Raw genomic sequence first — 14,948 nt, forward strand, 5'->3', positions numbered from 1 at the left:
AAATTCCATACAGGATGAGACTTTATGGGAATATTATGAGCAGGATGGAAAGGCGGCTCGCAGCTTTAGATGGATAGAGGTTTAATGATGCTTCATTCACACAGGAGACGTTATGTTTCATTCCTCAACCTACCCGCAGATTTACATGAACGCGGCCTATCCTGCCAACCACGGCAGCATTGACAATCCGCCAACCGTTCCCACGAGAAAACAGGATACGGAACGCAACAAGCCGGAAATACCCACCAAGGAACAGCCACATCGGCACATGCCGGAAAAAATGCCCCAATAATAAAAGGGCAAAAAGAAAAGCCGTTCGGAAACGAACGGCTTTTTTTATTATGGGCAATAATTGCTAAAAAATATTTCTGGATGGATAGTGTGAGAAGCCGGGAAAAACCGGTGGCGATACCGGGGTCGCATTCCCTCTTCCCGTAATCGGAAAGCCGATATGGCGATCTCCCGTAAGGTGATGGGCTTCAAACCGGTCGATCATTCCAGGCTGTGGGTCAAACGGTACCATGGTGGGCCTCCTATGCCGCCGCTGAATAGTGACGGTCGGTATGTTTGGAGGAATCATCCTGTGCGGAAGATTCCAGCTGCTTCAAATAATCAAGCGTGCCAGCCAGATGCCGCGGCAGATCACCCGGCATGCGCGACGTGATGAACGGCCCGTCGATCACCAGCTCCTCATCCACAAAATGCGCGCCAGCATCTTGCAATTCCTGCGCAACCTCAGGCCATGCAGCCATACGGCGGCCAAACACCACTTCGGATTCGATCAGCACCTGCGGCCCATGGCAAATGGCGGCGATAGGTTTTCCGGTCTGTGCGAAAGCACTGATGAATGCCAGCACTTCACGGTTACGGCGCAGCTCTTGCGGCGCCTTGCCGCCGGGTATGTAAAGCAGGGCATAATCATCCGGCTTCACACCGCCAATGGGTTTGGTATGAGACAGGCCCAGACCATATTTGCCTTTGAAGGACCCGCCTTTTGGCGTCACTACATCCACGTGGTAACCCTCTTCCGTAAATCGGTAATAGGGATAAAAAAATTCCAGATCCTGTGTATCGTCCGCGGTGATGATAACGACCTTGGCCTGTTTCTTGATGGCCTCGGGTATGGGTGCGGCAACAAGGGTGTCTTTTTCCTTATCGGATGCTCCAAAGAGATTCATACGCGCCTCCTTTATGTGCACCCCCAATCAATGCCGATTCGGATAAAGAATCCATGCGGAGTAACTCCCCCTGCTGAATTTTTACATTCCTTCTTCAAAAGAAAACGGCGCATTGAAACAAACCCTGCCATAACAAACTCTCACCCTTCCCTGATACAGGAGAATCCTATGCCACGTGGTAGCAAAGCCGCTTATACCGATAAGCAAAAACGTCAGGCCGAACATATTGAGGAATCCTATGAAGACAAGGGAGCTTCCAAAAAGAAGGCTGAACGCATAGGCTGGGCCACCGTCAATAAACAGGATGGCGGTGGTAAGAAGTCCGGATCCGGCAAACATTAAACCGGCAAGCGGCATAAAACTGGCGCATCGCAAAAACCATGGTAAAACCATTGCCTTAAACGGCATGCTGAGGTGCGGCAGTGACGACCCTACACACGACCTACCGAATGGCCAAACCTTGCATGGCGCTTTTGGCCTTGCTGGTCAGTATGCTGCCTTTGTCGTCTTATGCAGAAGCACTACCGCTCCGCATCGACCGCATCACCCCGGATGGCGAAAATGCAGAGGCAGGCCGCCAGATTGTGCTGCAGTTCAACCGTGCCGTCGTTCCCCTGGGCAGAATGGAGCGCGATGCCGGGGAAATTCCGATCACCATCGCGCCACCATTGAATTGCGAATGGCGCTGGCTGAACACCAGCGCCTTATCCTGCAACCTCGGTGAGAAAGACGCATTGCAGCCGGCCACGCATTACACCATGGTGGTAAAGCCCGGTATTAAGGCCGAAGATGGCGCCACCATCGCAGAACCTGTGGAACATGGCTTTACCACCACATTGCCCAAACTGAGCTATGGCCGCTTCATCCGCTGGCAGGGGCCTGAAATGCCCGTTCTTCGTCTCACCTTCAACCAGCCGGTTACGGAAGATGAGGTGGAAGACCATATCAGCCTGCGCGAGGAACCGGATACGAAGGATATCCACCTCACCGTCATCACGGACCCCGACCCCGATGACATGTATCCCAGCTATTTCACCGTCAGCAAAAGCTCTACCGGCAAGCTGGTAGTGACCGACCTTCCAGAAGAAAAAGCCAAAGAGGTTTCAAACGGCAACAAAGGCCGCACCAGCTGGCTGGTCTATCCTTCCCGCCACCTGAGGGAAGACACCCATTACCTGCTTTACGCCAGCCCCGGCCTTCGCTCGCTTTACGGCACGGAAGGCGGCAACCAGAATGAAAGCGTTTTTGAATTCGACACCTTGCCCAAACCGCAATTCATCGGCATCGAATGCGCCGATCTGGAAGGAACCTCCATCTCCATTCCCGCAGGTAATGACTCAGGCGAACGGAAATGCGACCCCATGGCCTCCATCTCCCTGGTGTTCAATGCGCCTATCATGCGTAATCAGCTTCATGCCCTGGCCTTCAAACCGGTCATCAACCTCCCGAAGCGCGAGGAGGAAGCCGATGATGAAAGTGAGGATGACGGCACCTCCTACATGTTCCGCATCGCCCACTACAAGGATAAAACCTACCGCATCAACCTGCCCTACGGCCTGCTGGCCAGGCAGCATTACGAAGGCATGCCGCTTGGCGATGCGCTTCCCTTCTATCAGCGCTGGTGGTTGTGGCTGAAAGGGCTTTTCACCAAAGCCCCCATGCCTCAATTTGAAATTACCGATATTTTCGGCCGCCCGCTTGAGAATGATCTGCGCATCAGCTTCAACAACAGCGAGCGCCGCCCCAATTTTGTGCTCGCCTATAGCCATGCCCTGCTGGAAATGCGGACCGACAGCGAAATTCCCTTCTACGTCAACAACCTCAAAGGTTTCAGCTTTCATTACCGTAGCCTCACGCCGGAAGATGCGAAAGCAAACCAGACCTATGAGCGGACCGTTCCCGCTGTACAGGATAAGCAGTTCGCTGTCCCCTTCGGCCTGCGCGATATCCTGCACGGTAAAAGCGGCGCCGTCTATGGCATCGTCGGAACCAATCCGGATATTCTGGACAAAGCCGGCAACCGGACCATTAAACGCACGCAGGAACTCTTCGCACAGGTCACGCCTTACGAAGTCCATCTGAAGCTAGGCCATTTCAAAAGCATGCTCTGGGTGACGGACCTTGCCACTGGCCAGCCGGTGAGCAATGCCGATGTGTCGCTTTATACCGACAGCTACACCAGCCTTGGCAACGGCGGCGGCGCCATCGGCACCGCCATCACCGGGCCAGACGGAACCGCCTGGCTGCCCGGCACTGTGGATATCGACCCAAATCTGCAATCCACGCAGCGTTACGAATGGAACCAGGAACGCCTCTTCGTCCGTGTGGACAAGGACGGCGATATGGCCCTGCTTCCGGTGGATTATAATTACAGCATCAGCACGCAAGTTCCCGAAGGCGAGGATTATGTCTGGTCTTCGCCGGAACGCATCCACGGCCACATGCGCAGCTGGGGCACCACCGCCCAGGGCATCTACCGCGCCGGGGATACCATTCAATACAAGCTCTACCTGCGCGATCAGGAAAATGGCGGCCTCACTTCCCCGCCGGATCTGGAATACACGCTCGACATCATGGACCCCACCGGCACCAGCGCCGAGCATATCGAGCATGTGCGCTTCAATGAATTCGGTACTTACAGTGGCGAATTCACCACAGGCAAACAGGCCCCCGTGGGCTGGTATGAGTTCCAGCTGACCGCCACCATGCCTGAAGCCGAAGGCGAAAGCGAACCGCAAACCCGAGCCTACAACCCCATGCGTGTGCTGGTGAGCGATTTCACCACTGCCCCCTTCAAAGTCACCGGCCAGCTTAATGGCGACCATTTCAACGCAGGCGATAAGGTAGAAGTCACAACCCGGGCGGAACTCCATTCCGGCGGCGCCTACACCGACGCCACCGCGCGCGTCACCGCCATTCTCGACAGCCGCCCCTTCACCCCCACCAATACCATCGCGCGCCCCTTCCATTTCGATAGCTTTGAAGGCGAGGCCGACAACCAGCAGATCTACCAGACCTCCGACAAGGTCGGCGATCGTGGTGAGCTGGTTACCTCCTTCACGCCGGAGGACACCAACATCGCCTATGGCAAAATGACCGTCGAAAGCGCGGTGCAGGATGAACGCGGCAAATTCATCACCGGCTATGCGCAGGCGGATTACACGGGCGTGAACCGCCTTGTCGGCCTCCACCCCACCCAATGGCTCTATGAGGAAAACAAACCCGGCACCATGGAATATCTCGTGGTGGACCCCAAAGGCGCGCCCACTCCCGGCACCGATGTCAACCTCACGTTCGAACGGCAGGAAACGAAAGCTGCGCGCGTCAAAAGTGCAGGCAACGCCTACACCACGGAATATAATAACGAATGGAAGCAGATCTCCAGCTGCGAAGGCACCTCCGCCGCGCAACCGGGAAGCTGCAGCTTCACCCCGCCCAAGGCCGGTTACTACAAGGCCACCGCCACCATTGCCGATACACACGGCGTCAAGCACAGCACCAGCCATTATTTCTACGTCAGCGGCGCCTCCAGCTTCGTGTGGGACAATGGCGACCAGACCGGCCTGCCGATCATCCCCGAGGCACGCCAGTATAAGGTCGGCGACCAGGCGAAATTCCTGATCAAGAACCCCTACCCGGGTGCACAGGCCCTCGTCAGCGTGGAACGCTATGGCATCCTTTACCATCAGGTACAAAAGCTGGAAGGCAACACACCCGTCATCACCGTCCCCATCACGCCCGACATGCTGCCCGGTGCATACCTTTCCGTGATGGTGGTGTCACCGCGCGTGGAAAAACCCCTGGTCCCCGTCGGGCAGATCGACCTCGGCAAACCCGCCATGCGCATGGGCTACCTCAAGCTAAACGTGGTGGATCCCTACAAACAGATCACCGTCACCGCCACCCCCGCGCAGGAAGTCTATAAACCGCGCGACACGGTGAAAGTGCAGCTTCAGGCCACCGTTCCACATCCCGAAGCGGGCGGCCAGCCGGTGGAACTCGCCGTCGCCGTGGTGGACGAAGCCATCCTCGACCTCATTGCCGGAGGCACAGATTATTACGACCCCCAAAAACACATCTACCAGCTTGATGAGCTGGACGTCCGCAACTACAGCCTGCTGAATGTGCTCATCGGTCGTCAGAAGTTCGAGAAAAAAGGCGCCAACCAGGGCGGCGACGGTGGCAACGATCTGTCCATGCGTTCGCTCTTCAAATTCGTCAGCTACTGGAACCCGTCCCTGAAAACGGACAAGGAGGGCAAGGCCACCATCGAATTCCCCGTGCCCGACAACCTCACCGGCTGGCGCGTCCTTGCCATCGCCGCCACCCCGCACGATCGCTTCGGCCTTGGCCAGGGTAGTTTCAAGGTAAACCGCCCGACGGAAATCCGCCCCGTTATGCCCAGCCAGGTGATGGAAGGCGACAGTTTCCATGCAGGCTTCAGCGTCATGAATCGCACGGATAAGAAACGCGACATCACCATCCGCCTCAATGCCGGCGGTGATATTGAGGGCAAAAACAACATCCTGGAAAAAACCCTGACGCTTGAGCCCTACAAACGCGGCATCGTCTACCTGCCGGTGAAAGCAGCCACGCTGCCCGCCTCGCGGGATGCGGATGCCGGTGACATCACCTTTGATGTCAGCGCACAGGATGTTGCCGATGGCGACGCCACCACCCACCATGTACCGGTAAAGAAATACCGTAACCTCTCCTTCGCCGCCACCTATGGCACCACGGATCAGGACACGGCGAAGGAATCTATCTCCATCCCCAAAGGCGCATTGCCGGACAAGGGCAGCATCAGCCTGTCCCTTTCACCCACCATCATCGGCAATCTGGAAGGCGCATTCAGTTACATGCGTACCTATCCCTATCTGTGCTGGGAGCAGAAAATCTCCAAAGGAGTCATGGCTTCCACCTACACGCAACTGAAGGATTATTTACCTGCCTCCGCCGCCCCCTGGAAGGAAAGCGACAACCTGCCGCAAACCACGCTGGATGAAGCCGCCAGTTTCCAGGCGCCGAACGGCGGCATGGCCTTCTTCGTCCCCACCGACGAACGAAGCGATCCTTATCTCAGCGCCTTCACCGCCGTGGCGTTCAACTGGCTCTCGGATGCAGGCCACACCATACCGGAAACCGTTTCCGATAAACTGAATGCCTACCTGGAGAACCTGCTGAAGAACGATGCCACGCCGGATCATTACACCAACGGCATGCGCTCTACCGTGCGCGCCGTGGCACTGGCGGCACTGGCGGAGGATGACCGTGCCACCGCAGAGGACATCGCCCGCTATCGCTCCCACATGCCGGAAATGAGCCTGCTCGGCAAAGCCTTCTTCCTGAAGGCCGCGCTTGAAATGCATCAGATGCCCGCCGCCCTCGAAACGGCGAAGAATCTGCTTGCCAGCAGCGGCCAGACCGGCGGCAAGTTCCAGTTCAAGGAATCGCTTGATACCGGCTATGACTGGCTGATGGTCACCCCCATGCGCGACAATTGCGCCATCCTGAGCGCTTTCACCGCGCTGGCCGCCACGGAGGAAGGCAAAACGCTGGCGGGCGATATCCCCTTCAAACTGGTGCGCACCATCACCCAGACGCGCGGCGCCAAAACCCATTGGGCCAACACGCAGGAAAACATCTTCTGCACGCAGGCTCTGGCAGAATACGCACGCCAGTACGAACAGGCCGCACCGGCCATAAGCGTCACTGCCACATTGGGCCAGACACCCTTCGGCAATACCAGCTTCAACAGCCGGAGGGACCCCGCCGTCACCTTTAGCAAACCCGTCTCGCCATCCCTCATCGGCCAGCCGCAATCCGTCTCCATTGCACGTGAAGGCACGGGCAGGCTCTATTATGGCCTGGCACTCAGCTACGCCATGCCTGCCACGCAAAGCAAACCCGCCAATGCGGGCATGGAAGTCACGCGCGAATACAGCATCAAAAAAGACGGCAAATGGCAGTTGCTTCAACCCGGCGAGCAGCTCAAGCGCGGCGCGCTGGTGCGGGTGGATCTCTATCTGTCCCTTCCCGCCGCCCGCAACTTCGTCGTGGTGGATGATCCCATCCCGGGCGGCCTGGAGCCGGTGAACACGCAGCTCACCAACAGCTCCACGGTTGATGCGAATGAGGCGGGTTTCGAAGCCGCCCAGGCATCCTTCTGGTTCCAGCATAATGACTGGACCGGCTTCAACGCCAGCTTCTGGAGCTTCTACCATCAGGAACTCCGGCACGATGCCGCACGCTTCTATGCCGACTATCTGCCCCAGGGCAACTATCACCTTTCCTACATGGCACAGACCATTGCCAGCGGCAGCTTCACGGCCGCCCCCACCTTGGCGCAGGAAATGTATGATACGGATGTCTATGGCAAAGCCGCCGGTGGCAGCTTCAGCATCATGCCGCCGGAAGCCGACGCAAAACCATGACGCGCCGCTCAGCGTTCGGAACACTTCTGGCCTGCCTTTTCGGCAGCGCCATGGTGTTCGCCATCGCCACCATTCTCAGCCTGAAACCGCTGGATCAGCCCTTGCGGGAATATGGCGGTGGCACCTCCCTGCCACGCATCACCGACCGGAGCGGCATTCCCCTCACCGCCAGCTACCAGGCACCGCTGAACCAGAACGACCGCCGAGCGCTGCACGAAATACCGCTTCGCCTGCAGCAGGCTTTCATCCTTTCGGAGGACCGTCATTTCTACGGCCATCACGGCATGGACTGGCGCGCACGCCTCGCCGCCCTGTGGCAGAACCTCCGCGCGGGCAAATCCGTCCGCGGTGCCAGCACCATCACCGAGCAGGTCGTCCGCATCATCAACCCGCGCCCGCGCACCCTCTGGTCCCGCTGGCTGGAAGGCTGGGAGGCCGCGCTGCTGGAGCGAAATAACAGCAAAAGCGACATCCTCGAATGCTACCTCAACCAGGTGCCCTATGCTGCCAACCGGCGCGGCGTGGCACAGGCTGCCCGCTATTATTTCGACCGCGATGTCGGCACCCTCTCCAGCCAGGAAATGGTGACCCTTGCCGTGCTGCCGCGCGCTCCCTCCGCCTGGGACTTGCACACACACCCCGGCCGTGTGCAACGCGCGGCAAAGCAACTTGCCACCACCATGAAAGATGAGGGGCTTCTCTCACCCGATGAATACCAAACCATTCTCGATGACAATCTGATGCTCGACCTGCCTGCCTCGCCGGTGGAAGCTAGCCATTTCATCCGCTACCTGCGCGAACAGCCTTACCACCTGGCCGACGGCCGCAACAGCCTGCGCACCACCTTGGATGCCGACCTGCAGCGCGAGGTCCAGCTTCTGCTCGATGCACGGCTCGGCGCGCTGACGTCAAAACATGTCCAGAACGCCGCCGTCCTGGTGGCAGATCATCAGACGGGTGAAATCCTCGCCTGGGTAATCGGCGGCAACGGGCCATTGGCCCATGCCGACACCCCCGCCGCCAAGGTGGATGCCGTCCTGACCCCCCGCCAGCCCGGCTCAACGCTCAAGCCTTTTCTCTATGCCATGAGCTTCGACAAAGGCTGGGGCCCCGCCACCCTGCTGGAGGACGCACCGCTGGCCAGCGCCGTGGGCAACGGGCTGCACCATTTCAACAATTACAGCCAGAGCTTCTACGGTAATATCTCCCTTCGCGAAGCCTTAGGCAACTCGTTGAATATCCCAGCACTGCACGCCATCGCCTTTGTCGGGGTCGATCCCTTTCTCACCAAGCTGCACCAGCTCGGCTTCGCGAGCCTCACCAAAGCCGACTGGTTCTATGACGACGGCCTGGCGCTCGGCAATGGCGAGGTTACCCTGCTGGAACTCACCACCGCCTATGCTGGCCTTGCCAATAAGGGCCGCCTGCGCCCGCTTCATGCCATCGCCTCGAACGATCAGCCAGCCCGAACTGTCCAGGCATTCTCGCCAGAGGCCGCAAGCCTCATCGGCAACATCCTGTCGGACCCCTGGGCCAGACGTCTGGAATTCGGCGCGGGCAGCGTCCTGAACCTTCCCACCCAGACCGCTGTCAAAACCGGCACCTCCACCGATTACCGCGATGCCTGGGCCGTCGGTTACAATAACCGCTTCGTCGTCGGTGTCTGGATGGGAAACCTCGACCAGACCCCCATGCACAAGATTACCGGCTCTTCCGGCCCAGCGCTCGTGTTGCGCTCCATCTTTGCCGAACTCAACCAGCAACATGAAACCGCGCCGCTTTATTTAAGCCCTCGGCTGGTGCAGCAGGATGTCTGCCTTCCTTCCCCGGCCGGCATCAATCAGCCATCATCGCACGCATGTTTCAAACGCCGGGAATATTTCATGCCTGCCGGTCTGCAACCCATTGCCCAGGCAAATGCGGCTCCGGTGGAATCCACCGCCATCCTCCGCCCCACCGAGAAACTTCAACTGGCCTATGATCCGCGCATCCCCGCGACAGACCAGTTCTTCACCTTTCGCCTTAACAAACTCCCACCCGGGCAAAGCGTGGAATGGCATCTCAATGGCATTTACCTGGGCCGCACGGAAAGGCCCGACTATTCATGGCCGGTGAAACGCGGCGACTTCACCGTGACCGCCTACATTCTCCAGCCGGACGGCGGCCCGGCCAATGCACTCCCTCCAGTACATTTCAGCGTAAAGTAATGCTTGAAAAAACAGCCGCCAGGGCATAAAAATAAACAATGATTAATTTATAGGTTCACCATGGCGCGCCGCAGTGATCACACACGGGAAGAACTTCGGGAACTCGCACTCTCCTCGGCCCGTGCCATTGTGGATGAAGGAGGGCTTGGCGCCTTGACCGTGCGCAGCATCACCAGCCGCATGGGCTACACGGTCGGTACGCTATATCAGATGTTCAAAAGCCTGGATGACGTGGTGCTGCACATCAACGCCGTCACGCTGGAAGAACTGCTGGAAAAACTTCGCCTGGCCGAAGACGGGAAACATCCCATCGCCCGTATGGCGCACAGCTATATGGATTACAGCCGCGCGCACCTGCGCCGCTGGAGCCTTCTGTTCGAGCATCGCCTGCCCGAAGGCGCCGCTTTGCCCGACTGGTATCAGGAGAAGATCGATGCCATCTTTACCCTGCTGGAACAGGCCGTCATGAAAGAACTCGGCACCACCAGAGCTACGGCCCGCAAGGCCGCGCAGGTATTATGGGCCGGCCTTCACGGCATCTGCACCCTTTCCCTCAGCGGCAAACTGGATGTAGCCGGCCCTGCATCCGCGGGCAAACTGGCCGATATGTTTGTCGGCAGCTTCCTTACAGGACTGAAAGCAGATGCGTAGATGGTCCCGCTGGCTTTCCGCCCCATATATCCGCCAGCATTTTAAAAACCGCAAAGGTGATTACGTGGTGCTGTTGCACGGCATTGCCCGCACGCGGCGCCATATGGCGCCATTGGAAAAGAAACTGGGCCACGCGGGCTATTATGTCTTGAATCTCAATTACCCTTCCACCCGACATTCTCTGGAAGAACTGGTGGAACATATCAGCCGTTACGTCGACCGACACACGCCCGACAAATCGCGCCCTGTCCATTTTATCGGCTATTCGATGGGTGGACTGCTGGTGCGCGGCATTCTTAACCGTCATCGCCCGGTCAGGCTAGGCCGAGTGCTGCTGCTGGCAACGCCCAATGGCGGAAGCGAAATAGCGGATTATCTGCTGAACAACCCGTTATACCGGCATTTCTACGGCCCCGCCGGTCAGCAGCTCACTACTAGGCAGGACAGCCTAAACGCCTTGCTTGGCACGGTGGATTATGAACTGGGTGTCATTGCCGGCGATGCAACGATCGATCCCATCTGTTCCCTGCTGATCCCCGGGCCCAATGACGGTAAAGTTTCCGTGGAAAGCACAAGGGTCGATGGCATGAAGGATCACATTACCGTCCATGCCAGTCACACCTTTTTCACCAGCTCTACGGATGTGCTGGAACAAACCCTGTATTTCCTCAAACACGGTACATTCAGGAGAGATTCATGATTCAGCTTTCCGAGAAGCAATCCCTCATCGCAATGGCCGTCATCGCCTTGATCGCCGCAACGGCGCTATACTGGCAGGGCCCCATCCCACAGGATCCAGCCTACCATGATTTTGCCGACAAGCGTGCCTTTTACGGCATTCCCAATTTTGGGGATGTTGCAGGAAACCTTGCCTTCATACTGGTTGGCTGCTGGGGGCTGGCCATGACTTGGCGCAGGCAGCTGTTCCAGTTTCGCGGGGAAAAATATATCTGGTATATATTTTTTGCGGGCACAGCGCTGGTTGGTTTCGGTTCGAGCTATTATCACCTCACGCCCGGCAACGCCACGCTGGTATGGGACCGGCTGCCCATGACCATTGCCTTCATGGCTCTTTTTTCCTACCTGATCATGGAACGCATCGACGCAACGGCGGGCATCCGCTTCTTCCCTTCCCTCATCCTTCTTGGCATCGGCAGCGTCTGGTATTGGGATTATACCGAAAGCCTGGGCCGGGGTGATGTGCGTCCTTATGCCTTCATTCAGTTTTTTCCCATGCTAGTCATTCCCTTTCTGCTGCTGTGCACTCGTCCGCGTTATACCGGCAGCACATGCCTGTATTTCACATTGGGCTGGTATGCCGCATCCAAGCTGCTGGAGCATTTTGATCACCAGCTGTTTGCCCTGACCGACGGCACCGTCAGCGGACATACGCTGAAGCACCTGGCCGCCGCCATGGGCGTGGCCTTCGTGGTGCAATACATTAGGCAGCGTCAACCCGTGGTCACCAACGCCTTGACGGCAGGGTAATCAACCTTGCCGCTGCCAAGCAGCGGCACCTGCTTCACCACCACGATGTCACGCGGGATGCTGAGCTCGCCGATGCCGTTTGCACGCGCGTGGCGTATAATCGCCTCACGCCCGGCTTGTTCATGGTGCGTCACCAGAACCAGCTGTTCGCCCTTTTTGGCATCCGGAATGCTGACAACCGCATGGATGTATCCCGGCCAAAGGGCAGAAATATAAGCCTCTACCGCCGCAAGAGACACCATCTCTCCGCCAATCTTGGCAAAGCGCTTGGCACGCCCTTTGATGGTGATATACCCCGCCTCATCCATCTGCACGATATCCCCCGTGTCATACCACCCATCCTGGGGTGGCACCACGACACCCGGCTTATCCGACAGCAGATAGCCTTTCATGACATTGGGCCCTTTCACCAGCAGCTTGGCACCCTCCGTCACACCGGACACCGCCTCGAACCTGCTTGCAATCCCCGGCATCAGCCTTCCCACCGTGCCCGGCTTATTCTGCATGGGCGTGTTGGTGGCCAGCACGGGCGACGTTTCCGTTGCGCCATAACCTTCGAATATCCGCACGCCGAACTTCTCAGACCACGCCTTGCGCGTATCCTCCTTCAGCTTCTCTGCCCCGGCGAACACATAACGAAGGCTGTAGAAATCATATGGATGAGCAAACCTGGCATAGCCGGAAAGGAATGTATCCGTGCCGAACATGATGGTGGCATTGGTATCGTAAACCAGTTCCGGCACAATGCGGTAATGCAGGGGCGACGGATAGAAAAACGTGCGGATGCCATGCAGCAGCGGCAGCAGCGTTCCGCCCGTCAGGCCGAAGGAATGGAACACCGGCAGCGCGTTGAACACAATGTCCTTCGGACCGAAATCCACCCGCGCGGCCAGCTGGCTGCAATTGGCGAGAATATTGCTGTGGCTGAGCACCACTCCCTTGGGCACCCCTTCGGACCCCGAGGTAAACAGCACCACGGCCGCATCACCCGGCTTGGAACGCGACTTTCGAACGTAGCCGAACTTACCCGCTATTTTATCAACCAGACCGACGCAGGAAACCATATCCTCAAGGAAATACACCTTCACGCCCGCATCGATCAGCGCATTGACCATATCCCCGAGTTTCGCCAGCTCCACAAACCGGCGGGAGCTGTAAACCTGGCGGATAACCCCGGTACGGCATGCCGAAAGAATATTCTGGATACCCGTGGAATAATTAAGCATGGCAGGCACCGAGCCGATGCGCTGCACGGCAAAAAATGTCACGATCGTGCTGGCCATGTTGGGCAACAACATGCCTACGATTTCCCCGGGCTTGGCGATACGGGCAAGCACGCGGCCCAGCACCGCGCTGCGAACCAGCAGGTCGCCGTAGGTCATTGGTTCGCGGTTCACATCCTCCACCATCACATGCGAGTAACCATGCACTTCGCATGCATCCTGCAATGCCTTAAACAGCGTCCGCTTGTAATCACCACTTTCAAACATCATGTCGGACATGATGTCATACAGCTTCTCCCCAGCCATACGGCGACGATGACGCCCGCGCAGCTCGTCGGAAACCACGCAGCGGCGCGGCTCCAGCACTGTCATACGGATGGTAGGGAACCAGCGCAGATGGACTTTCCCCTTCAAACGCGAAAAATGTGAATATTGGGCGCCGTTAATACGAATGGGCAGAATCTCCGCGCCGGATTTATCGGCAATCATTCCCGGCCCTTCATAAATCTTCATCAGCGACCCGGTCACCGTTAACCGGCCTTCTGGAAAAATAACGATATTGGCGCCGCTCCTGGCTTTCTCAATCAGCGCGCGCGTGGCAAGCGGGTTGGTCGGGTCAATGGGGAACGCCTCCACCATCGACAAGAGCGGCTTGATGTACCATTTCTTCGCCTGCTGCGTATTGATGGCGAATGTCAGTTTTTCAGGAATATAGGCAACGATCAGCGCGGCATCCAGAAACGACGTATGGTTGGAAACAATGATGAGCGGTTTTCCGGCCTTCTTGAAATGCGCCATGCCTTCCACCTGCACGCCGAAGCACAGCCTGAAAATCATCCGCAACACACCGCGCAGCACGCGCCCTGGCAAAAGCTTGCAGATATAGATGGCAACCAGACCATTGAGAATGGCCATGGTCAAAAACACTTCCGCCACATCGAACCCATGTTCGAACATCACCACCGTGCCAACGGCGGAAACCACCATGAACAAGGCATTCAGCACGTTATTGCTGGCGATAATGCGCGCGCGCTGCTCTGGCGTGCTGCGCACCTGCATGATGGCATAAAGCGGCACGATATAAATGCCTGCGCAAATGGCGATCATCACCATGTCGATATTGATGCGGAAATAATCCGGATTCATCAGATACTGCATGGCACCAATCAACTCGCCATGCGGCGCGGGAAGCCCCCTGCTGGAAAAATAGATATCCACCGTAAACAGCGTAATGCCGAGCGCCCCAAGCGGCACGTAGGATGCGCTTATCTCGCCTTTCAACAGTTTGTTGCACAGCATGGAACCGATCCCCACCCCGACGGAGAACATGATGAGAAAAAGCGTCACCACCTCTTCATTGCCACCCACTACCTTGCTGGTGAAGGTCGGGAACTGCGACAGGAACGTCGCCCCCACCAGCCAGAACCAGGAAATCCCCATGATGGAAAGAAACACGTCCCGGTTGGCGCGCGCATGGCCGACAATGCGCCAGGTTTCCACAAACAGGTTGGGATTGATGCGCAGCTCCGGCGCCGGTGCAGGCGCCTTGGGGATATAGAAGCTTGCCGCCCAGCCCAGCAATGCAATAGCGACAACAATCGTGGAGATGCCGAGCACGCCGCCTTCCTTGAGAATAAGCAGCCCGCCCAGCAGGGTTCCGGTAAGGATGGCCAGAAACGTGCCCGCTTCAATCAGGCCGTTGCCGGCCATCAGTTCATCCTCTTTCAGATGATCCGGCAGCAGGGAATATTTCAGCGGTCCAAAAAA

General features: G+C 57.7%; 8 protein-coding genes. 6 read left to right on the forward strand and 2 right to left on the reverse strand.

The window, feature by feature from the left end; genetic code table 11:
• The first annotated feature begins 112 nt into the window (after window positions 1-112).
• Window positions 113-292 (forward strand): hypothetical protein, encoded by a 180-nt coding sequence (locus tag GC177_06215; GenBank protein MBI1275548.1) that lies wholly within the window; start codon window positions 113-115, stop codon window positions 290-292.
• Window positions 293-533: 241 nt separating this feature from the next.
• On the opposite strand, the gene GC177_06220 is transcribed toward GC177_06215, so the two are convergent.
• On the reverse strand, window positions 534-1,178 hold the full coding sequence (locus GC177_06220) for a DJ-1/PfpI/YhbO family deglycase/protease (GenBank protein ID MBI1275549.1): 645 nt from the start codon (window positions 1,176-1,178) through the stop codon (window positions 534-536).
• Window positions 1,179-1,600: 422 nt separating this feature from the next.
• Here GC177_06220 and GC177_06225 point away from each other — a divergent pair, with 422 nt between their 5' ends.
• Genes GC177_06225 through GC177_06245 form a run of 5 tightly spaced genes read left to right on the forward strand, consistent with a single transcriptional unit; the run spans window position 1,601 to window position 11,958 of the window.
• Window positions 1,601-7,612: a large extracellular alpha-helical protein gene (locus GC177_06225; protein ID MBI1275550.1), complete on the forward strand. Its 6,012-nt coding sequence runs from the start codon at window positions 1,601-1,603 to the stop codon at window positions 7,610-7,612.
• Entirely contained in the window at window positions 7,609-9,819 is a 2,211-nt protein-coding gene (locus GC177_06230) for a penicillin-binding protein 1C (GenBank protein MBI1275551.1), read from the forward strand. The genes GC177_06225 and GC177_06230 overlap by 4 nt, the downstream gene beginning before the upstream one ends.
• Window positions 9,820-9,879: 60 nt before the next feature.
• A complete protein-coding gene (locus tag GC177_06235) occupies window positions 9,880-10,470 on the forward strand; it encodes a TetR family transcriptional regulator (GenBank protein ID MBI1275552.1) in 591 nt (196 codons plus the stop codon).
• Window positions 10,463-11,170 (forward strand): alpha/beta fold hydrolase, encoded by a 708-nt coding sequence (locus GC177_06240; protein MBI1275553.1) that lies wholly within the window; start codon window positions 10,463-10,465, stop codon window positions 11,168-11,170. Before GC177_06235 ends, GC177_06240 begins: the two co-directional genes overlap by 8 nt.
• The gene (locus tag GC177_06245; GenBank protein ID MBI1275554.1) at window positions 11,167-11,958 is read left to right on the forward strand and encodes a hypothetical protein; all 792 of its coding nucleotides are present in this window, start codon (window positions 11,167-11,169) and stop codon (window positions 11,956-11,958) included. The genes GC177_06240 and GC177_06245 overlap by 4 nt, the downstream gene beginning before the upstream one ends.
• Here the strand turns inward: GC177_06245 and GC177_06250 are convergent.
• Window positions 11,922-14,948 (reverse strand): acyl-[ACP]--phospholipid O-acyltransferase (locus tag GC177_06250; GenBank protein ID MBI1275555.1); only part of this gene is annotated, 3,027 nt, incomplete at its 5' end. The genes GC177_06245 and GC177_06250 overlap by 37 nt on opposite strands.

Source organism: bacterium (assembly GCA_016124905.1).
In the GTDB taxonomy this organism is placed as follows: Bacteria; Pseudomonadota; Alphaproteobacteria; order Rickettsiales; family RI-342; genus RI-342.